Origin of the sequence: Bacillus velezensis (assembly GCF_001461825.1) — a bacterium.
GTDB lineage: Bacteria > Bacillota > Bacilli > Bacillales > Bacillaceae > Bacillus > Bacillus velezensis.
Genome location: NZ_LLZC01000006.1, coordinates 34,256 through 55,015 on the forward strand (window position 1 = coordinate 34,256; position 20,760 = coordinate 55,015).

The following is a 20,760-nucleotide window of genomic DNA, read 5'->3' on the forward strand; positions in this document are numbered from 1 at the left end:
TTATGTTTAAGAAGCCCCGGCTTCTTCATATTCTAATGCTTCAGAGTCACCCAAACGATGATACTCATTTAAAACAGCATCCTGGATCTTGCCCCGCGTGCTGGAATTAATAGGATGAGCAATATCGCGGAATTCTCCATCAGGGGTGCGTTTACTCGGCATCGCAACGAAAAGACCATTGTTTCCATCAATCACACGAATATCATGTACGACAAATTCGTGATCCAGCGTGATGGATGCAATCGCTCTCATGCGACCATCGGTATTCACGCGGCGTAATCTTACGTCAGTAACTTCCACAGTAGTTCACCACCTTTTCCCTATATAAAAGCATTAGTCTAACAATTCCACGATTCTTTTTAAATTCCTGCACGTTTCAAAAAGTTTTTTTGAAAATATAGGATATACATACACAATTAGGTGATAAACCATATTTGGGGATCATATACTGCATAAAAAAAGTGATCCCGGAGACCGGAACCACTTTTCTGAGATTTAAGATTTCACCAGCGCAATGACTTCAATTTCCACGAGAGCGTCTTTCGGCAGTCTCGCCACTTCCACACAAGACCTTGCCGGCTTATGTACATCAAAGTATTGTCCGTACACTTCATTCACTTCCGCAAACTGCTCCATATCAGCAATAAACACCGTTGCTTTTACAACCGTCTCGAGCGAAGCGCCCGCTTCTTTCAGCACAGCTTTTAAATTGCTGAACACCTGATGCGTTTGTTCTGTGATATCACCGTTTACCATTTCTCCTTCAGCAGTAAGAGGAATCTGGCCTGAGCTGTAAAACATGTTGTTTACGATGATTCCCTGTGAATATGGCCCGATCGCTGCCGGCGCGTGTTTTGTATGGATTGCTTTTGTCATTTTTCTGTCTCCCCATTCTTTAAATGCTGTTCTTTAAAAAATCGCAGAAAATTGCCGTTTTGAATCTCAATCGTTTTGTCTTTCATATTGATGGTTGAAAGCGTGAGCAGTGACATGTATTCATCGACAAGCCGTTCATTCACTCCCTCGGCTTCAACCAAGACGCCTATTCCCGCGACGTTTGCATTAAACTCATCAAGCAGGCTGATCATGCCGTTAATGGTGCCGCCGGCTTTCATAAAGTCGTCAATAATCAAAACGTTCGAACCCGTAGCCAAACTTCTTTTCGCAAGCGACATCGTTTGAATGCGGTTAGATGACCCTGATACATAATTGATGCTCACCGTGGAGCCTTCCGTCACTTTGTTGTCCTTTCGCACGATGACAACCGGAACGTTCAGATAACTGGCCGCTGCGTAAGCAAGAGGGATTCCTTTTGTCGCAACGGTCATCACCACATCAATCTCCCGCTCCGCAAAAACGGAAGCAAAAAGCCTGCCTACATGAGAGAGGACAGATGGCTTTCCTAAGATATCCGTTAAATATACATAACCGCCCGGAAGGATACGCTCAGGATTTACTAAAGACTGTCCCAGCTCCTGTATAAACGCTTCTGCTTCAGCCTGTTTCACTTTCGGAATGTATTTGACGCCTCCGGCAGCTCCCGGCACTGTAAGCAGCGTCCCAATGCCTTGCTGTTCAAAGGTCTGTTTAATAATCGTTAAATCTTCACTGATTGATGACTTTGCTGATTGATACCGTTCTGAGAAAAACGTTAACGGTATTAATTCATGCGGATGGGTTAACAAATAATTTGTTAAGTCCACCAATCTGCCGCTGCGACGAAACTTCATGAACTTACCCCCAAAATCCGAATAATTTAAAAATAATATAACTTAACATACGGATTTAATCAAGAGCATTCTGTTCGCCGATCATCCGCACCGCGTACACTTGATCACAGAAACCTCTTAACCCGTTATAAATCCGCTGCACCTTCGATTCGTATTGAACCAAACCGAATACAGTCGGTCCGCTTCCGCTCATTAACACCGCATCAGCGCCGAAGCGTTTCATTTGATTTTTAATCATCGCCACCTCGGGATGGAGGCTGAGCGTAACCGACTCCAATACGTTTCCTAATTGTCCGCATACCTTTTGGAAGCTTTTTTCTTCAATCGCGTCAATCATCGCCTGCACATCAGGATGCCGAACCTGCTGTAAGTTCAGCCGGCGGTACACTTCGGCAGTCGATACCCCGATCGTCGGTTTGGCGAGCACGACCCAGCAATGAGGCGGAGCACTGATGTGCCTGATCTTCTCACCGCGTCCGGTTGCCAGGGCAGTGCCTCCGTATACACAGAAGGACACGTCTGAACCGATTTCAGCTCCAAGCTCCGCGAGCTCTTCGACAGAAAGCTTTAAATCCCAAAGCCTGTTCAGCCCTCTGAGCGTGGCTGCCGCATCGCTGCTTCCGCCGGCAAGGCCTGCCGCAACAGGGATCACTTTTGTAATCATAATGGAAACGCCTTTTTTGACTTGAAACCGTTCTTTAAGCAGTTTGGCTGCCTGATAAGCCAGATTCCTTTGATCATCCGGAACAAAGCGATTATGCGACGCCACTCTGATAACGTTTTCGGGCAGTTCTGTCAGTTCAATCCGATCTGCCAAATCAATTGTCGTCATGATCATCTCCACTTCGTGATAACCATCCGGGCGTTTACTCGTCACATCGAGGGACAGATTGATTTTGGCCGGCGCTTTTTCTAAAATACGCATAGCTTTCACCTACTTCTCCATCTAAACATAAGTATGAACATTGTATCACATTTGGAGACCCGGAGGTACTTATCCGAAATTGACGCCGGTTTTGACAGCCGATAGAAAAAACCGGGGAACGGATTGTCCCCCGGGCCACTGCATTATCGGTTATTTTGGTTCTGAGCCGCCATCTGCTGTTCGGCAATCTCAATCGCGCGCTTTACCATATTCCCGGCGTCACGCGCCCGAATGCCTCCCCAGCCCTCGTTTTTCACCGTATCGTAAAAACCAAGGTCCTTCGCCAGCTCATATTTGAACTCATCTGACATAACTCCACGACGTCTGCCCAAACGAAACAACCCCTTTTATAGAATTGATCACCATTCGTGCACGCCACGATAAAACATGTGACACTTATAGCTTCCGTTTAATCGGCTGAAACTTTCGAGGGAATAATTAGAAGAGCTTTAGAAGGCAAAACAAAAAGCAGTAAACAAAAGGTTCACTGCCCATTAAAATGCTACTGAGCTTGCCGCATCGTCATTGAATGTCAATTCAACAGTCTCAGTCAGAATATCAGCATAACTGTATGAAACTCTTTCAAACGAATTCTCGTCTTGATCTAGTTGTATCACAAAAACAGAAGGGTACGTCTCAGCTAAAATGCCCGAACGCTCAATCGTTTTTCGGCGGCCGCCGTTTGCTTTTAACGTAAGCCGTTTACCTAAATTCCCATCAAGCGATCTTTTTATATCGGACAACGTCTTCGCCATTGCATCCACCTCACTACATTTATTGTACAACAAGAGCCCAATTTTGTCAAATAAAATTTAAATTATATCAACGTTAATAAGTCATTGTCAACAAAATTATTTTGACAAAATTCTATTGATTTCTGCGTTATTTTTCACAAGTTCCGGAAATTTATGTATCAATATGTAAAATAATTAACCCGCATAGCGAAATATATGCGGGTTTTATCACTCATCCATTTGATTTATACGGCATACCGACACGCAGCACACCCTTCGTTTCAATTCCTCCCAGCCCTTTCTCTCTCGTCAGCGTATTTCTCAGGACATCCCATACATTGATCCGCTCCATAAACGGGGTGAAGCTGATTTTCGCGACAATATATACCGGGTCAAGCGCATGGATATTGACGCGTGACGGCGAACTTGCAAAATTCGCGCCTGCCCTGATTAAAGACTCGAAATGAGATTGGCACGCCCCCGCGAATATGACCAGCTGATCCAAATGAGGTACTTTACGCCTCGCTCTTTGAACGGTTTCGACAAAGTGTTTGGAATGCCTGTAGGCGCTTAAATCGTTCACGCCTCCCTTATGCTTGGAATATGCATCATGGCCGGTGATGACTAAAATATCCGGCCTGTATTTATCAAGCAGCTCGTCAATTGATGCCGGCATTTTTTTCTCATGGCAATGAATTCCGTATACCGGCACACCGATTTTTTCATAAAAGTTCAGGCACTTTTTCAAATAGGCCTCATCGCCGTCCAGATGCAATACCTTTCCGGGCATATGAAAGTAGTGCTCCTGATGCTGATATTGATTTGTCGCATAATATTCCTGTTTTTCCCGAAGCAGCTTATAATCCTGGCGGAGCAGCTCGAGAGATTCATTCATCCTGCTTTCATCTCTTTTCTTTCTCATGGCCTGTTCGTCTTTTCTGACAGGCTCCAAATCAGAAAAATCAGCATCCGCAATCAATCTGACTTCGTCACCATGCAGGATGGCAATTGAATTCCCATTGCTTGTTTGCTCTATACCGATAATGCGAAATAAAACATCCATTTGATAGGATTTCCTGGCTACCATATCTCCTATTTGAAATTGCACGTTACCCACTCCACAAATAGACTAAGCCTCATCATGAAAGAAGTCTTGGCAAATACACCTCTTTCCGCTGCGGCGCTTGATGTTTCAAGCTTTTCTTGCAGTTGAATGAATAAGGTTCTCCTCTAGCCTATGTAGCGGCAGTCCAAGTGGTGACGCAAAACAAAAAGCCCTCTTAGAAAAGGGCTTTATGCAATCCGTTGGACAGGAGCGCGAATTCTTCTATGGACAGGGATTCACCGCGCCGCTTTCCGTCAATATTCGTTTCTTGAAGAACTTCTTCAATTTGAGCTTTTTTCTCTTTTCCGCCCGGAAGATTGTTCACAAGGTTGTTCAGCAAGGTTTTCCGGCGCTGTGCGAAGCTTGCTTTAATCAGCTGGAAGAAAAACGGTTCATTATCGACGTCAACCGCCGGGCCGTCACGAAGCAAGAGACGGATGACGGCTGAATCGACATTAGGCTGAGGCACAAACACCGTTTTCGGGACGGTCATGACGGTTTTGGCCTCCGTGTAGAATTGAACCGCAATGGAAAGCGATCCGTACTCCTTAGAGGAAGGATCAGCGGCCATCCGCTCAGCGACCTCTTTTTGCAGCATCACGACAATCCCTTTTAACGGAAGATGTTCTTCCAAGAGCTTCATGATGATCGGCGTCGTCACATAATATGGGAGATTCGCCGTCACCATAATTTCATCACAATCCTGAAACTGCTCTTCAATGACAGATTTGACGTCTGCTTTCAGCACATCTTGATGAATGATCGTTACATTGTCATACGGAGACAGCGTATCATTGAGAATGGGCAGCAGGCGCTGATCAATTTCAAACGCGACGACCTTTTTCGCCCGTTTGGCAAGCTGCTCTGTCAGCGCGCCGATTCCGGGCCCGATTTCAATGACTCCGGTCCGATCCGTAATTTCCGCATGGTCCACAATTCTGTCCAATATATTTGTATCAATTAAGAAATTCTGTCCCAGACTCTTTTTAAAGGAGAAACCGTACTTTTTCAGAATTTCCTTCGTTCTGATAGGTGTCGCGATATCTTTATTGTTCATCCTGTTCCTCCTGCCTCATAGCATCGAGCGCATCAATAAAATCACTTCTTTTGATTTGAAACATTTGCAGCCGTTTTTGAAGCTGCTTGCCGTTTGTATAGCCGATCTTCAGCAGGTCGCCCAATCGTTCGCGGCGTCTTTTGGCAGCCGGTCCGCCGATCAGACCGGCCTGTATGACATCTTCAGCTGAAATCTCACTCGGCTTTGCCTCCATCTCTTCATGCACATTTTCCAGACATGCTCTGATGCTTTCAATGGATGCGTGCTCAACGCCAATGCCGCGCTTGTTTTTCGGTTTGGCAAGATGTTTGGGCAGAAATGCGTGTTTACAGCCGGGTACTGCTTCAGAAATGGTTTTCCGGATCTTTTCCCCCGGAAAATCCGGGTCCGTCAGCACGATGACCCCTCTCGTTTCCTGCGCCAGCCGAATCTGTCTGATGACTTCGTCTCCGATTGCGGAACCGTTTGTCTCGATCGTATCCGCATCAACGGCAAGTTTTATGCGCGCAGTGTCATCGCGTCCCTCGACTACAATAATTTCTTTAATTTTCATTACTTCCTCCAAAAAAACTTTTTATATCCAAAACGAAACCTTTGCTTACATGTCACGTCTAATATACTGAAAATACACTTTACCTATTATAACGAAAAAAACAGAGGGCGCAAAACCCTCTGAGTGAATCGGAATTAATTTAAGATTTTTATTTTGACCTGTTTCTTTCCCCAGCGGTAAGCTGAAGATTTTTCAGGGAAAAAGACATCAATCCGTCTTCCTTTAATGGCTGAGCCCGTATCAGCGGCCACGGCATCCCCGTATCCGTCTACGTGGACTCTTGTGCCGAGCGGGATGACGCTTGGGTCTACCGCAATGACTTTGGCATTCGGATTGCTTGTCAGGTTAACGCCTGTAGCCGTATGGCCGGAACAGCCGCTGCAGCTTGCGGTATAAGCCGTGGAAGACACGGTAATCACTTTACCGGAAGATCCGGTTTCGCCCGAAGATGCCTTCACAGGTGCACTGAGCTGCTCAATCTTGGGACTGTGCCGCTTTGTGCCGACCGCAATGATCTGATCTTTGCTTTTTTCAGATGTTTCTTCTTTAACAAGCTTTCTTGAAACTTCTTTTCCATTTTCTTTGACAACATGAAAATGCTTTTTAAGTTTGCCTTCTTTTCCTTTTTGAACGATCTTTTCTTTCCCGCTGTCGAGAGACGCATCTTCTTTTTCTTTCACTTGATACGCTATTTTTTCCTCAACTACATCGGTGACTTTTTCGATACGAGTGATTTGTATACCGGCCTGATTTTTTGTGAGCTTTTCGTGTAATGCCGGTTTTACTTTATCTTCGTCTTTCATGTCCATCTTATGCTGCGTTAAAAAGTCAGCGACCGTAGTCGAAGTCGTCCATATTTTCTTTTTCTTTCCCGCATCATTTACAGTGACCTGAAAAGCCGGGTCGACCGTGACTTTCATGCCGTTTGTCACTTTCGTATCTGCTGCTGGATCTATTTTATCGTGCTGATTCACAGGTGTATGCTGTTCGTTCAGAAATGCGCCGACTGTTTTTGCCGTTGACCATAAAGTCTTTTCTTCTCCGCCTCTTGTCACACGGATCTGCTTTGCAGCTTCATACACGACATTCATGTTGTCTGCCAATGCTGTCTGCTTAGACGGGGTAATCCGGTCTTCATTTCTCGTCTCTATATGTAAATCTTCCAGAAGTTCCCCAACCGTTTTTGCATGAGTGCGTATTTGCTTTTTCTTGCCGTTGATGGAAACAGAAACTGATTGTTTTGAGAGCTCATGTGCCCCGTATGCAGTCCCGGTTCCGCCCAGCAGAATAATAGCTGCAATAAGAATAACCTTGCTTTTACCAAGCTTTACGGAAAACAGTTTTTTCATTTTTTGTGTGATGAAAAACGCCTCCTTCTCCTCGGAGAGATTATATAGAGTATCTAAAATGCTGTCAACCCTCCCATCTCGAAGATGAAAAACCTTCAGCGTATCCCTCATTATGCAAAAACAAAGCAAAAAAAGGAAGAGAGACATATCGACAACCTATCTTATGAGGAGAAGGAAGCTTGTAGAACGGTTTTACATATCCACTGAATCGGACAAGCCTTTACACGTTACGACAGCGCATTCTGTCAGTTTATGCGGAAAAGTCTTTTAGCGTTTTCGGTTGTAATTGAGGCAATTTCTTCATATGTCAGCCCTTTTAATGCAGCGAGCTGTTCAGCAACATATTTTACATAGCTTGGCTCATTTCGTTTACCGCGGAAAGGATGCGGTGTCAGGAAAGGACAGTCCGTTTCAATCAGCAAACGGTCATTCGGAATTTCCTTTGCCACTTCTTTTGGTTTCTTCGCATTTTTGAAGGTAACCGGTCCGCCGAATGAAATATAAAAATTCATATCCATACACTGCCGCGCAACCTCCGCGCTCCCCGTAAAGCAGTGCATAATGCCGCCGACTTCTTCCGCCCCCTCTTCTTTCAAAATCGTGACAACATCTTCCGTTGCATCACGATTATGAATGATAATTGGAAGGTTCACTTCTTTGGCGAGAGCGATTTGTTTCCGGAATACTTCTTTCTGAACGCCTTTTGGTGATTTATCCCAGTGGTAATCAAGGCCCATCTCTCCGATTGCCACGACTTTTTCGTGAGAGGACAGTTCCTTAATCCATGATAAATCTTCCTCTGTCATGTCAATTGCATCTACCGGATGCCAGCCGATCGCAGCGTATATAAAGTCATATTCCTCAATCAGCTCCATCGCACGCGTGATAGTGGGCTTGTCGAATCCGACAACGACGATTCGTTCAACTTTTTCAGCCTTTGCACGCGCAATGACTTCCTCTAAGTCTGTGTCAAATTGCTCGGCATTTAAGTGCGCATGTGTATCAAAAAGCATCATAAAAACTCCTTTCTTGTTGAAAAACAAAAGGTGTTCGACGGAATGTTACACGTGAAACACCTTTTGCATCTATTTATTTAATTCGAGTGCCTTTCGGTAATGACTGGTCGACAGCTACTACTTTGAGAACGCCGTCCGATTCTCCTGCCAGTATCATTCCTTGAGAAAGCTCGCCTCTCAGTTTTACCGGTTTTAGATTCGTTACACAAATGATCTTCATTCCCACAAGCTGATCCGGTGTATAATGCTTCGCGATACCTGATACAACTTGGCGCTGTTCAAAGCCCAGATCAATTTGCAATTTCAGCAGCCGATCTGCTTTTTTCACCGGCTCTGCGGACAAGACTTCTGCGACGCGAAGTTCTGTATCCATAAATTGATCAAACGTAATTTCAGGAAGACGCTCTGCCTCTTGCGGCTCTTCCGCCTTTTCTTCTTTAGCAGGAGCAGTTCCTTGCATTTTTTGCTTGATGTAAGCTACTTCTTCTTCAGCTTCAAGACGAGGGAAAAGCGGTTCCCCTTTTTTCACTTTCGTGTTCTTCAATTGGCCGAATGTCTGAATGCTGTCCCATGCTTTAAGAGACTGATCCTCAACTCCTAGCTGGGCAAACATTTTTTCAGGCGTTTGTGTCAAGAAAGGCTGGAGCAATACGGCTGAGATACGTAATGATTCAGCTAAATGATACATGACAGAACGTAATTCTTTTTCTTTTTCCTGATCTTTAGCAAGCACCCACGGAGCAGTTTCATCAATATATTTGTTCGTACGGCTGATTAATTGCCATAGCGTTGATAAAGCGACTGAAAACTCCATGTTTTCCATTGCCTTTTCATAAGCTTTAACCGTTTCACCGGCTACAGAAGAAAGCTCTGAATCAAAATCTGTCACATTTCCTTCATATGAACCAATCTCGCCGTCAAAATATTTTTGGATCATTGCGACTGTACGATTCAGAAGGTTTCCTAAGTCGTTCGCCAAGTCATAATTAATCCGTTCTACGAAACCTTCCGGCGTAAAGACACCGTCTGAACCGAACGGTACTTCGCGAAGCAGGTAATAGCGAAGTTCATCCAAGCCGTAGCGTTCAATTAACGTTACCGGATCAACGACATTTCCTTTTGATTTCGACATTTTTCCGTCTTTCATCAATAACCAGCCATGCGCGAATACTTGCTTAGGCAGCGGGAGATCAAGCGCCATCAGCATAATCGGCCAGTAAATGGTATGAAAACGGACAATTTCTTTACCGACAAGATGGACGTCCGCCGGCCAGTACTTTTTGTAAAGCTCATCATTTTCCGTATCGTAACCGAGCGCTGTAATATAGTTGAACAGTGCGTCAATCCATACATACACGACATGCTTCGGATTTCCCGGTACTTTTACGCCCCAGTCGAACGTCGTTCTGGAAACGGCCAAATCTTCAAGCCCCGGTTTAATGAAGTTGTTAATCATTTCATTTTTGCGTGATTCAGGCTGGATGAAAGAAGGATTTTCCTCATAAAACTTCAGCAGGCGGTCTGCGTATTTGCTCATGCGGAAGAAGTATGACTCCTCTTTGATTAATTCGACCGGGTGTCCGCTGTCAGGGCTTTTTCCGCCGACAACCTCACCCTTCTCATTTCGTTCCACATCCACCAGCTGTGTTTCCGTATAGAATGTTTCATCAGGGATGCTGTACCAGCCCTCATACTCATCCAGGTAAATGTCACCATTATCAAGAAGTTTTTGAAACACTTTCTCGATAATTTCTTTGTGCCGGCTTTCCGTCGTCCGGATGAAATCATCGTGAGAAATGTCGAGCTGCTTCCATAGTTTTTGGATTTCAGCAACTGCGCGATCCACATAAGCTTGAGGCGTGATATTCTCTTCCTCCGCTTTCTGCTGGATTTTCTGTCCGTGCTCATCCGTTCCGGTTAAATAGCGTACGTCAAATCCTTTTAATCTTTTGTAACGCGCCATCGCATCGCCGGCCACGGTAGTATAAGCATGGCCGATATGTAATTTTCCGCTCGGATAATATATCGGGGTTGTAATATAAAAAGTATTATTGTCTTGCGGCATGTTGCAACCTCCCATTCAGAATGTCGAAAAGCTCACGCCCAAAGGACGAGAGCGGTTTTATTTGATATACAATATTGATATTTGTCCTCTATCTATGATACCATCTTAGCCTTTAAGATCAAGGATATATACGTACTGCGCGTAAAAGAGTAAATAAAATTAAAAATTTTTATTGAAATTAAAAAAAGTCTTAACATGTCGAAATTTGTCGTATATAATCTACTAATATAAAACATCTTGGTTCGAAAGTCTTGATTTAAAAGGATTTTCAGTAGGATAATAGGTTCGAAAAAGCAGTTAAAAAGCCTGTTATTTCAGGATTTCCAAGGCTTTACTTACTATAAGAACTAATTCTTACAAACAATAGCAAACAAAAAGATTGACGATTATTGGAAACCTTGTTATGCTAGGAATGTAAGGAATTTTGTCGAATAATGACGAAGAAAAATATAAACTACAAATAATTATCTCTCGGGAGGAGACTGTTAATGAAATCTACTGGTATCGTACGTAAAGTTGATGAACTTGGACGCGTAGTTATCCCTATCGAACTTCGCCGTACACTGGGCATCGCAGAAAAAGACGCTCTTGAAATTTATGTTGATGATGAAAAAATCATCCTTAAAAAATATAAACCAAACATGACTTGCCAAGTAACTGGTGAAGTTTCTGATGATAACCTTAAACTTGCCGGCGGCAAATTGGTACTCAGCAAAGAAGGCGCTGAGCAAATCATCTCTGAAATTCAAAACCAGCTTCAAAACCAAAAATAAGCTATTTCATACAAAAACCGTTCTTGTTACGACACAAGAACGGTTTTTTTATGATTGAATGTGATAAGCGTCATAAATCTCGCGTTTCGGCACGTCCCGATCTACCGCTGTTTGTTTTATGGCCTGTTTGGAAGAAGATCCTTCATTTATGTAATGCTCCACATGTTCTTTCTCAGAAAGCTCCGTCCACCAAGGCTTTTCCTCTTCATCCGGTTCAGCGGTTTGATTTCCTTCGACAACGAGACAGAACTCACCGCGGATTTGATCTTCATTTGCCCATTCAATCACCTCGGCGATGGTTCCTCTGATGAATTCCTCGTACTTTTTCGTTAATTCTCTCGTGACGGCGATGGTTCGATTACCCAAAACGTCATGCATTGCTGTTAATGTTTCTTTTAATCTGTGCGGCGCTTCGTAAAATATCATCGTTTCCTGCCGTTTTTTCAGGAGTTCGAGTTCTTTCTTCTTTTCTTTTTTCTGTCTGTTTAAAAATCCGTAGAAGAAAAACGGCTGCGGGGTGATGCCTGATGCGGTCAGCGCGGTTAATGCCGCATTTGCACCCGGAAGCGGAACGACATATCCGCCGATTTGGGTGAAATCTCTCACAATCTCAGCCCCCGGGTCGGAAATTGTCGGCATGCCGGCATCACTGACCAATGCCACATTCTTTCCGCTTTTCAGCCATTCAATGATTTTATGGCCGCTGCTTTCTTTATTATGTTCATGATAGCTGATGAGAGATGTGTCTATGTCATAAACATGGCACAGCTTTTTCGTCTGTCTCGTATCTTCGGCAGCTATGACATCGGCCGATTTCAGCGTCTCTACTGCACGAAAGGTCATGTCCTCCAAATTGCCGATTGGTGTAGGAACAAGGTACAGAGTTCCCATTTCAGATTTTCCGTTAAAACTCATCTGGCGTCTTAACATATACAGCCTCCTTGCTGCGTCGTTTTTCTTCTATATATTGCTCTTTTTTCTTTCGGGTCAGCTGTTTAAAACGGTATTCCGCCTGCATCGCTTCCCGTTTTGTTTCAAATGATTCCGCATGGCATAACGAAACCGGCCTCCGCGCCCTTGTGTACTTCGCGCCCTTTCCCTCATTGTGGGTTTTCAGCCGTTTTTGCAGATCATTTGTATAACCGGCATACAGACTGTTGTCATTGCACAGCAGCACATAAAAGAAATGACTATTTGTCTCCATATAAAATCGTGCGGATCTCTTTCGTATATTCATTTTGTTCATTGTATACGAACAGCGGGGGAAGAATTTTGAGATCAGGGCGGCCGCCTTTAATTCCTTCAACCAAAATGGTATTCGCTTCTTTACCTTGTTTCGGATAAATAAACTGAACCCGTTTCGGTTCTATTCGGTACGCTTTCATTAATTCAAAGATTTCCAAAAGCCTCCCCGGCCGATGAACGAGAGCCGCTTTTCCGCCTTGCTTCAGCAGTTTGCTGCTGACGGAAATCACATCTTCAAGCGTGCAAAGGATTTCGTGCCTTGCGATTCTGAGATGCTCGTTCAGGTTCTGCTCCGCTTCTTTCGGTGTTTTAAAATAAGGCGGATTGCAGGTGACAACATCATATTTATTATGTCCGAGTCTTTCCGGCATATTTTTCAGATCATCATGAATGAGACTGATCTGACCGCCCAGCCCGTTGTATTCCACGCTTCGGAGCGCCATATCATACAAGCGTTCCTGAATTTCAACCCCGGTGATATCGGCTTTTGACCTTGTGCTGAGCAAAAGCGGCACAATGCCGTTCCCCGTGCATAAATCAACGATGTTCCCCTTTTGAATCGGAACGTATGCAAACTTAGACAGCAGCACGGCATCTAATGAAAAAGCGAAAACCGTCGGACTCTGTACTATTTTCATATCCTCTGCTAATAAGTAATCCAATCTTTCATCATCACGTAATGAAACCATAATCTTATTCCTTTCGGCACTCTTTGAAAAAGGCTTCCGACATCAGCGGAAGCCTTTTCCTTATTTTTTATTTAAGAAGGACAGACAAAAAAGGCAATCTCCCTTGCGGACGCTCCCATAATGGACGTTGCAAATATGAAAGCCTTCTTGATACAGCCGGGCCAGATTGTCGTACCCTTCTCCTATATCACTCTGCTCTGCCTTCTGTGTTTTTGTTTCTTTCTGATCGGCTTTGAATTTCTCAATTTGCTCTGTCGTGTCATCAAGCCGCTTACGCAAATGCTTATTTTCAAGCTGAAGATGGTGATTCTCTTCAATCATTTCGCCGATATGCTGCTTTAAGTCACCCAGCTGACGATACAGCGAACCGATTTGTTCCTCCAGGTTTATGACAGTATCAAATAACTCTTTTTTATCCAAGGTTCCACACCTCGTTAATCTGTGGTTTGTGCGGATACGACGCCCTCTTCCAAGAGCTCTTCCCAAGTATATTCTATCACTTTTTCACGATTCTTCAGTTCCACCTGAAGCACCCGTTCCAGAATATTAAGACCGACAACCTTTGCGGGGCCGTTTGCCGTCGTAATCATTTCGCCTAAATCCGGCAGCTGTTCTTTTGCCGTCTCATACTCATCATTTTCGTACTTCAAACAGCACATCAAACGGCCGCACAGACCGGAAATCTTCGTTGGGTTCAACGATAAATTTTGATCCTTCGCCATTTTGATGGACACCGGTTCAAAATCACCGAGGAACGTGGAGCAGCAAAGCATTCTCCCGCATGGTCCGATACCGCCGAGCATTTTCGCCTCGTCCCTCACCCCGATTTGGCGCAATTCGATTCTCGTTTTAAAGATAGAAGCCAAGTCTTTGACCAATTCCCTGAAATCAACCCGTCCGTCTGCTGTAAAGTAAAAAATGACTTTATTGCGGTCAAATGTAAACTCAACATCAACCAGCTTCATATCTAAGCCGTGGTCAGCCACTTTTTTCTGACAGACTTCAAAAGCGGACAGGGCCTCCTGTTTGTTTTCTTCTACAATGAGAAGATCGCGTTCATCAGCAACGCGTATGACCTTTCGAAGCGGAAGCACAACATCATGCTCGTCCACTTGTTTATTTGCGATGACAACCTGCCCGTATTCGACACCTCTTACGGTTTCAACAATGACGCAGCTGTCTTGTTCTATATCAAATCCGTTCGGATCAAAATAATAAATTTTTCCCGCTTTTTTAAAGCGGACGCCTATTACGTTGTACAAGCTTATCCCTCCTGCAACGTTAACACCAAGTGCTCCATTAATCCCTGCACATTCACATTGGAATGAAGCCGTTTTTTTGCTTCTAAAACAGCGAGAATTTGGTTCGTAACGCTTTGTTGTGTAAATTGCAGCGCATGCTGTTTTATTGATTGGAATAAGTCTTGATAAATCAGTTTATCTTCATTTCCAATTTGGATGGATAATACATCACGGTATATCAATAAGAGCATATCAAGACCCATTTCTTGATGGGTTTTTTCTTTGAAAAAGGGCACCCACTGATCCTGAATGAAGAAAAAGGCATGTCCTTTCCGCTGATGTAAGACTTCATACAATTTTATCACTTTCGCTCTGGACTCTGCAAACTCATCATTTCGACTTAATTCGACTGCTTCCGCAATATTATTTGTCATATTTGCTAAGAGCCGGGCCATGTGAGGGCTCACTTCCTGTTCAATCAGTCTTTCTTCTATGGCTTTCGGCTGAAGCGGCTGGAACGGAAGAACCTGACATCTCGAAACGATGGTATCCAGTATTCGGTGGAGCTGCTCAGTAATAAGAATTGCGATGGTGTCTTGACTCGGCTCCTCTAAAAATTTCAGCAGACTGTTTGCCGCATTTGTCGTCATTTGATCCGCATGGGATATAATGTACAGCTTTTTATGCGATTCCAGTCCTGTTTTGGAAAACTCTTCCTGAAGCGATTGGATCTGAGCCTTTTTAATGGATAATCCGTCGGGCTGAACCACATGCAGGTCGGGATGGTTTCCGGATTCGATACGCTTACAGTTCCGGCATTCCCCGCAAGGCTCAGTCCCGTCTTCAAGGCAAAAAAAGCTTTTTGCGAGAAGCAGTGCGGCATCCAATTTGCCCGTACCTTTTTTGCCTTCAAACAGATATGCGTGAGAAAGCCTTTTCTTTTCAATGCTGTTATGCAAAAGCCTCATCACTCTGGGCTGCTGCCCGGTCATTTCCTTCCATGATATTGCCATTGTATCACTCTCTATGTGTAAAGGTTAATCAATAAACCTTTTATTTCTCCGATTCGATCCAGCAAATCAATTGCCGGTTTTTCCTGATCTAACATTTCTTCCGTCAGCTGAAGCAGTTTTTCATCTATTTCTTTCACAAGCCCCAGAGTCCGGCTGCTGCCGTACAAGTCAAAGCTTTTCTCCGTCTCATGCGATAATCCGCTGTCTACGGCCTCTTTTACAAAGCGTTTTACCAATCCTTTGAATTTCGCTAAGTCTTTAAAGTTTCTCGACTTCGTCAGCCTTTTCCCGAACGTTTCTATATCCGTTAAGAACCTGCTCAGCTGATCAAATTTCAGCTTGCTGCTTTGGCTGTCCATTGAACTTTTAAACGTTCCGGAAAGCTCTGCCGCTTTATAAGCAGGCTGCTGCTTTTTCTCAATAAATGTACGTAAGTCAGAATTTATTTTCACGTCGTCAAATCCTTAAAATTGATGAAATTCATCGACCGGGAGGACAAAGACCGTCGCTCCGCCGACTTCCACTTCGACGGGATATGGAACGTAGGAATCCGCATTCCCGCCCATCGGGGATACCGGGGCAATCATCTGATCACGTTTACAGCCATTCTCTTTAATGAGGCTGAGCGCTTTATCGACACGGATATCTTCCACCCCGATCATAAACGTCGTATTGCCTGATTTAAGGAATCCGCCTGTTGTCGCAAGTTTCGTCACCCTGAAGTTGTGGTCGGTTAATACTTTCAAAAGCCTGTTGCTGTCCTGATCCTGCACCACTGCCACTATTAGTTTCATTCTCTAGGCCCCCTTTAGGTTGGAAAGAACATTGTCGTTACATTCATTATAGCAACTTATGAGAAACAGGTCACAACTGAATTTTTTTCAATGCTTCATTTATCACTTGAAGTGCGTCCTGAATGACGAGTTCCTTCTTTTTCGATGCGTCGATTGTCTGGAATCTTTCCGGAAAACGCTGCATTACCTTTTGGTATCCTTCCCGTACTTTCGTGTGAAAGTGCAGGGCCTCAAGATCGAGACGATTCTTTTCTCTTGAATCATTCGACGTAATCCGTTTCAACCCTTCTTCCGGCTCAATAGAAAAATAGATGGTGACATCAGGCATCGTATCGCCGATTGCAAACTGGTTGATAGAAAGAACTTCATCAATCCCGAGCCCTCTCGCATAGCCTTGATAAGCCAGCGAACTGTCGATGAAACGATCGCACAGCACAATGCGCCCTTCTTTCAATGCAGGCTGCACCTTTTCGGCTAAATGCTGTCTTCTCGCCGCAGCGTAAAGCAGTGCCTCCGTTTTTGCATCCATCAGTGTATTGTTTTTATTTAAGATCACTTCTCTGATCTGTTCCGCAATGTCGATGCCGCCCGGTTCTCTTGTCGCTGTCACCGGAAGCCCCTCTGCCGACAGAATCTCTTTCATTTCCTGAAGCACAGTCGTTTTCCCTGCACCTTCAGGACCTTCAAATGTTATAAATAAACCGCTCATGATTTCTCCTCTTCTATATAGACAAGTAATTGTTCCCCGTTTAACAAGCCTTGAATATGCGCGTCCATGCCGATTAAACGGGAAAGCTTTTGTACGATCTCTTCTGTTATCCGTTCTCCGTCCATGATCAGCGGAATTCCCGGCGGATAAGGAATAATGTTCCCCGCATGCAAGCGCCCGGCCGCCTTATTTATATCTGCAGGCTCTTTTGTAAACTTCCGCATCTCATTTTGCGGATATTCAAGTGTCGAAATGGACGGAAATGTCCAATTCACGGCATCCGGCAATTTATCAGGCGGTGTTTTCTCCAGTTTCTGCTGTATGTTTCTTACGGTTTCCTGTTCTATCATCCGCCGGCCGCCTATCGGCAGTACGAGCAATACTTGGTACTCGTCAGCCAGCTCGGCAACAATGTCTTCACTCTCCAAAATACGTTGTAATGAATAGCCGGAATGTCCGAGCTTTGACCGAAGAATTAATTTTAACGGGTCCGCCCGCAGCCCATATCCGGAAGGCTCGATTATTTCAATAGAAGAAATTGATGCGAACCTTCGTTTGATTTTCTCAATGTGCTCCATATGAACGGGAAGTGTCCCTTTTTCAGCAATATCCTGCACATAAGCGCGCGCCGTATCTAAAGATGCCATAATCGGGTATGACGGGCTGCTGCTTTGCAGACTGCTTATATAATAAGTTAATCGGTCTCTGTCAATTCTGGTGCTGTTCAAATGAAAGTAAGACCCCATCGTCATAGCCGGAAGCGTTTTATGAGCCGATTGAACAACGGCGTCCGCCCCCATAGCCAATGATGAAGGCGGGAAAGGCTGGCCTAACACAAAGTGAGCCCCATGAGCCTCATCCACCAGTACAGGAACGCCGTATGAATGGGCTTTTTTAACTGCCGCAGTCAAATCGGCGGCGTGTCCGTAGTAAGTCGGATTGGTCAGAACAAGTCCTTTCGCGTTCGGATATGACGCCAGCGCTTTTTCGATGACTGAAAGGGATACATGTGCCGGCACATGCACGTTTTCATCGATTTCCGGCAACAAATAAACCGGCTTGGCTCCGGCCAATGCCGCCGCATGGAAAACAGACTTGTGACAATTACGCTGGATCAGAATGGGTTCACCCGGTTCACAAACAGCTAAAATCATCGCCAGATTGCCGGCGGTCGTTCCATTGACGAGAAAGAAACTTTCCTGAGAGCCGTAAAATCTGCTCACCAAATCCTGCGCTTCCTTAATGACCCCCGTCGGGTGGTGCAAGTCATCAAGACCCGTGATCTCAGTCATATCAATAGATAAAAGAGATTGATATACAGATTTGGCTTCATCAAAAAAGACATCTCCATTGTGATGTCCCGGAACATGAAAAGAATACGTATTTCGGTGCGCATGCTTCATCAGCGCTGTATATAAAGGTGTGTCCATTTTTAAACAAATCCTTTGCCTGTCTTTCTTATTATATCGTGACTGCGAGCCAACTTAAAGCTAAGACTTTTTGCCATCTAGCCGTTATCCCGGCCGGCCCCCATATCACGCAGCTTCTTTTTTAAATCGCCTTCCATGATAACAAGCTCCTCCTCGGCACGCCTGCGTTTCATCCTGCCTTCTTCTTGAATAGACATGATTTCTTCAAGTGTGCTGACTAAGCTTTCCTGCACTTTTTTGAGGGTCTCTGCCTCAACAAGCCCGCGCTCATTAGCTTTGGCGGTCTCGACTGTACTTGTTTTCAGAAGTTCGGCGTTTTTCAGCAGCAATTGATTTGTCGTATCCGCCGCCTTCTGCTGCACATCTGCCGCACTCCGCTGCCTCATAAGCGTCAGCGCGATGGCGACTTGATTCTTCCATAAAGGAATAGCCGTAACAATGGAGGACTGAATTTTCTCTGCCAGTGCCTGATTCGTGTTTTGAATCAGGCGGATTTGCGGCGCACTCTGGAGCGTAATCTGCCTGCTCAGCAGCAGATCATGCACCCTCTTATCCAGACGGTCGGCAAACTGGCGAAGATCATTCACTTCCTGCGCGGCCATTTGATTGTGTTCTTGTAATTCGGCTTTTCTTGCCGCTTCGGGTATCAGCTTTGTTTTCAGCTCATCTAATTTTAATTCCCCCGCTGCTATATACATAGTTAAATCAGAAAAGTATTGTTTATTTTGGGCGTACAGCTGATCTAACAATTTATTGTCACTCAACAGCACATTTTTAGAATGTTCCAGCCTTCTGCTGATACGGTCAATCTGCACACTTGTCTTTTGATATTTCGAAAGCACTTCCTGCACAGAACCGGATACCCTTTTAAACAGCCGGGCGAAAAACCCTTTGTTCTTCATCTGCAGATCATCGGGGTTTACCTGGTCAAGCTTCAGCATCAAATCAGCCAGTATCTGTCCCATCTCTCCTGCATCTTTTCTTTGCACGTGCTCTATCATCGTGTGGGAAAATTCCAGAAGATTCGCCTGCGCCTGTGAACCAAACAGAACAATGCTTTGCATATTCCCAGGATCCAGTTTTTCAGCGAGCTGAAGTGCCGCTTCTCTTGTTTCTTCCGGCAGCGTATCTGCAAGCTTTAGAGGGGTCTGGTCATTTTGGGCGTCCATGCTGTCGTCGGAACGGTCTTTGGCCATTTCCTTCTTCCTTTCTTATTTTCTCAGTGAATGCTTTGCCATATCTAATTCAAAGTGCAGGTCGTCGATGTCCTCCTTCATCAGTTCATGAAGATCCTCTTCCAGCCTTCTGGAAAGCTCTGCTAGAGTCATCCTCGTCTCACTCAAGGACATTGATAAATCTTTATTTTTTCGCGGCTGTGAGGAGAGCAGAGCATACTTTTCCGTCAGTTCCACAACAGAATCAAGCGTTTGATAATAGAAACGCTCTGCCTGATAAAAACGCTTCGGCTCCTGCTTTGTGAGCAGATATATTCGTCGGGTTATCCGCAGTATCTCTGCATTCTGCTTCAGCATTTGTATACTTTTAGAGCGAAAAAGCGCCCTGCGTAATCGAATGATTTTGCCCTTTGCTTCCTCAAGATTTTCCTTGATATAAGCATATTCTTTTCTTGTCAGCCGGTGTTTTTTTAAAAAGAGACGCTTCGCATTCCACAGACCGGCCGCACTGACTGCGGCTCCGCTGGCTGCCCCGTATAAAAGCGAATACAGAAAAGGCTGATGCCCTATCGTAAAGAAGGTTATCCCCGCTAATACAAAAACTGTGCTGCCGCAAAGCGTCCATTTCATATATTGAATAAACGGTTTCATACTTGATCGACTCCTATTTATTCACTTTTATCAGTATTATCTATTACATTCCATGTCTAAACAAGTTCCTCTTCTTATCGTATCAGTTCTTTTATAAAAAGTGTAAAAACTCCTCTGATTTCAGGCAAAAAAAAGACCCTTTTCAGGGTTAAGAATATAACGTCGGTGTATGAAGGCTTTTCAGTTTACGAACGAAAAATTCATAATTCGGATCAGAGGTCGGAGTGGAAACTACTTTCTTCTCACACTCTAAACATATAAATTTCGTATAAATATGGATTCCCCTGCTTTTTTTGGTTTCACACACAATACATGTTTCTTCATGGCTGGACGTTTCATTCATTTTGCCCACCTCCGTATGAATAGCCTTCCCTTAAGCTGTTGATTGTATACACAATTTGGACCTTTTTGAAGTTTGCAATTAGTATATGGGCGTTTCCGTATTTCGGTGTTTGTTTTGTTTTTATTCAAAAACAAAAAAGGCAACTCATGATGAGCTGCCTTTA

The 20,760-nt window shown here is 44.4% G+C and carries 26 protein-coding genes; 1 reads left to right on the forward strand and 25 read right to left on the reverse strand.

From position 1 onward, the window contains the following. Positions 1 to 6: 6 nt before the first annotated feature. From spoVG to metG, 12 genes are all read right to left on the reverse strand, one after another. The gene (gene spoVG, locus AR442_RS03030) at positions 7 to 300 is read right to left on the reverse strand and encodes a septation regulator SpoVG (RefSeq protein ID WP_004264660.1); all 294 of its coding nucleotides are present in this window, start codon (positions 298 to 300) and stop codon (positions 7 to 9) included. Between the two features lie 195 nt (positions 301 to 495). Then, positions 496 to 876 (reverse strand): 2-iminobutanoate/2-iminopropanoate deaminase, encoded by a 381-nt coding sequence (gene ridA / locus AR442_RS03035; RefSeq protein ID WP_004264663.1) that lies wholly within the window; start codon positions 874 to 876, stop codon positions 496 to 498. Beyond that, positions 873 to 1,730 (reverse strand): pur operon repressor, encoded by an 858-nt coding sequence (purR, locus tag AR442_RS03040; RefSeq protein WP_004264666.1) that lies wholly within the window; start codon positions 1,728 to 1,730, stop codon positions 873 to 875. The genes ridA and purR overlap by 4 nt, the downstream gene beginning before the upstream one ends. A 55-nt stretch (positions 1,731 to 1,785) precedes the next feature. Continuing rightward, a complete protein-coding gene (gene ispE, locus AR442_RS03045) occupies positions 1,786 to 2,655 on the reverse strand; it encodes a 4-(cytidine 5'-diphospho)-2-C-methyl-D-erythritol kinase (RefSeq protein ID WP_007409927.1) in 870 nt (289 codons plus the stop codon). Positions 2,656 to 2,798: 143 nt separating this feature from the next. After that, positions 2,799 to 2,987, reverse strand: a complete 189-nt coding sequence (locus tag AR442_RS03050; RefSeq protein WP_011996172.1) for a small, acid-soluble spore protein, alpha/beta type — start codon at positions 2,985 to 2,987, stop codon at positions 2,799 to 2,801. Between the two features lie 162 nt (positions 2,988 to 3,149). Beyond that, on the reverse strand, positions 3,150 to 3,410 hold the full coding sequence (gene veg / locus AR442_RS03055) for a biofilm formation stimulator Veg (protein ID WP_003218330.1): 261 nt from the start codon (positions 3,408 to 3,410) through the stop codon (positions 3,150 to 3,152). Between the two features lie 211 nt (positions 3,411 to 3,621). Continuing rightward, the gene (gene yabG, locus AR442_RS03060) at positions 3,622 to 4,497 is read right to left on the reverse strand and encodes a sporulation peptidase YabG (protein WP_004264691.1); all 876 of its coding nucleotides are present in this window, start codon (positions 4,495 to 4,497) and stop codon (positions 3,622 to 3,624) included. A 172-nt stretch (positions 4,498 to 4,669) separates the two neighbouring features. After that, positions 4,670 to 5,551: a 16S rRNA (adenine(1518)-N(6)/adenine(1519)-N(6))-dimethyltransferase RsmA gene (gene rsmA / locus AR442_RS03065; RefSeq protein WP_004264694.1), complete on the reverse strand. Its 882-nt coding sequence runs from the start codon at positions 5,549 to 5,551 to the stop codon at positions 4,670 to 4,672. After that, complete coding sequence (rnmV, locus tag AR442_RS03070; protein ID WP_004264696.1) at positions 5,541 to 6,104, reverse strand: ribonuclease M5; 564 nt, start codon at positions 6,102 to 6,104, stop codon at positions 5,541 to 5,543. Before rnmV ends, rsmA begins: the two co-directional genes overlap by 11 nt. A gap of 134 nt (positions 6,105 to 6,238) precedes the next feature. Then, positions 6,239 to 7,564 carry a resuscitation-promoting factor gene (locus tag AR442_RS03075; RefSeq protein WP_023356663.1) on the reverse strand — a complete coding sequence of 442 codons (1,326 nt, stop codon included), beginning with the start codon at positions 7,562 to 7,564 and terminating at the stop codon, positions 6,239 to 6,241. Positions 7,565 to 7,698: 134 nt separating this feature from the next. Then, positions 7,699 to 8,466 carry a TatD family hydrolase gene (locus tag AR442_RS03080; protein WP_032864028.1) on the reverse strand — a complete coding sequence of 256 codons (768 nt, stop codon included), beginning with the start codon at positions 8,464 to 8,466 and terminating at the stop codon, positions 7,699 to 7,701. A gap of 76 nt (positions 8,467 to 8,542) precedes the next feature. After that, positions 8,543 to 10,534 carry a methionine--tRNA ligase gene (gene metG, locus AR442_RS03085; protein ID WP_022552471.1) on the reverse strand — a complete coding sequence of 664 codons (1,992 nt, stop codon included), beginning with the start codon at positions 10,532 to 10,534 and terminating at the stop codon, positions 8,543 to 8,545. A 482-nt stretch (positions 10,535 to 11,016) separates the two neighbouring features. Between metG and abrB the strand changes: the two genes are divergently transcribed. After that, positions 11,017 to 11,307, forward strand: coding sequence for a transition state genes transcriptional regulator AbrB (gene abrB / locus AR442_RS03090; RefSeq protein ID WP_169510469.1), 291 nt, complete (start codon positions 11,017 to 11,019; stop codon positions 11,305 to 11,307). 48 nt (positions 11,308 to 11,355) lie between these two features. Here abrB and rsmI read toward each other — a convergent pair whose 3' ends face one another. The 13 genes from rsmI to AR442_RS03155 all read right to left on the reverse strand — a co-directional run bounded on the left by rsmI (position 11,356) and on the right by AR442_RS03155 (position 20,597). Further along, the gene (rsmI, locus tag AR442_RS03095; RefSeq protein WP_014416718.1) at positions 11,356 to 12,237 is read right to left on the reverse strand and encodes a 16S rRNA (cytidine(1402)-2'-O)-methyltransferase; all 882 of its coding nucleotides are present in this window, start codon (positions 12,235 to 12,237) and stop codon (positions 11,356 to 11,358) included. After that, positions 12,212 to 12,511 (reverse strand): GIY-YIG nuclease family protein, encoded by a 300-nt coding sequence (locus AR442_RS03100; RefSeq protein WP_007409921.1) that lies wholly within the window; start codon positions 12,509 to 12,511, stop codon positions 12,212 to 12,214. The genes rsmI and AR442_RS03100 overlap by 26 nt, the downstream gene beginning before the upstream one ends. Continuing rightward, complete coding sequence (locus AR442_RS03105; RefSeq protein ID WP_004264717.1) at positions 12,498 to 13,241, reverse strand: tRNA1(Val) (adenine(37)-N6)-methyltransferase; 744 nt, start codon at positions 13,239 to 13,241, stop codon at positions 12,498 to 12,500. The genes AR442_RS03100 and AR442_RS03105 overlap by 14 nt, the downstream gene beginning before the upstream one ends. Before the next feature lie 60 nt (positions 13,242 to 13,301). Beyond that, positions 13,302 to 13,661 (reverse strand): replication initiation-control protein YabA, encoded by a 360-nt coding sequence (yabA, locus tag AR442_RS03110; protein WP_004264720.1) that lies wholly within the window; start codon positions 13,659 to 13,661, stop codon positions 13,302 to 13,304. 14 nt (positions 13,662 to 13,675) lie between these two features. Then, positions 13,676 to 14,503, reverse strand: coding sequence for a competence/sporulation regulator complex protein RicT (ricT, locus tag AR442_RS03115; RefSeq protein WP_004264723.1), 828 nt, complete (start codon positions 14,501 to 14,503; stop codon positions 13,676 to 13,678). A gap of 2 nt (positions 14,504 to 14,505) precedes the next feature. Then, a complete protein-coding gene (gene holB, locus AR442_RS03120; protein ID WP_007409919.1) occupies positions 14,506 to 15,495 on the reverse strand; it encodes a DNA polymerase III subunit delta' in 990 nt (329 codons plus the stop codon). An 11-nt stretch (positions 15,496 to 15,506) separates the two neighbouring features. Then, a complete protein-coding gene (locus tag AR442_RS03125; protein WP_004264730.1) occupies positions 15,507 to 15,947 on the reverse strand; it encodes a YaaR family protein in 441 nt (146 codons plus the stop codon). 12 nt (positions 15,948 to 15,959) lie between these two features. Beyond that, the gene (gene darA, locus AR442_RS03130) at positions 15,960 to 16,289 is read right to left on the reverse strand and encodes a cyclic di-AMP receptor DarA (RefSeq protein WP_004264734.1); all 330 of its coding nucleotides are present in this window, start codon (positions 16,287 to 16,289) and stop codon (positions 15,960 to 15,962) included. Between the two features lie 70 nt (positions 16,290 to 16,359). Then, positions 16,360 to 16,998: a dTMP kinase gene (tmk, locus tag AR442_RS03135; RefSeq protein WP_014416717.1), complete on the reverse strand. Its 639-nt coding sequence runs from the start codon at positions 16,996 to 16,998 to the stop codon at positions 16,360 to 16,362. Then, positions 16,995 to 18,428, reverse strand: coding sequence for an aminotransferase class I/II-fold pyridoxal phosphate-dependent enzyme (locus tag AR442_RS03140; protein WP_053285550.1), 1,434 nt, complete (start codon positions 18,426 to 18,428; stop codon positions 16,995 to 16,997). Before AR442_RS03140 ends, tmk begins: the two co-directional genes overlap by 4 nt. Before the next feature lie 77 nt (positions 18,429 to 18,505). Further along, complete coding sequence (locus AR442_RS03145; RefSeq protein WP_029974643.1) at positions 18,506 to 19,624, reverse strand: toxic anion resistance protein; 1,119 nt, start codon at positions 19,622 to 19,624, stop codon at positions 18,506 to 18,508. Between the two features lie 15 nt (positions 19,625 to 19,639). Next, complete coding sequence (locus tag AR442_RS03150; RefSeq protein WP_014416714.1) at positions 19,640 to 20,254, reverse strand: 5-bromo-4-chloroindolyl phosphate hydrolysis family protein; 615 nt, start codon at positions 20,252 to 20,254, stop codon at positions 19,640 to 19,642. 148 nt (positions 20,255 to 20,402) lie between these two features. Further along, on the reverse strand, positions 20,403 to 20,597 hold the full coding sequence (locus AR442_RS03155; protein ID WP_007409914.1) for a sigma factor G inhibitor Gin: 195 nt from the start codon (positions 20,595 to 20,597) through the stop codon (positions 20,403 to 20,405). Between the last annotated feature and the right edge of the window lie 163 nt (positions 20,598 to 20,760).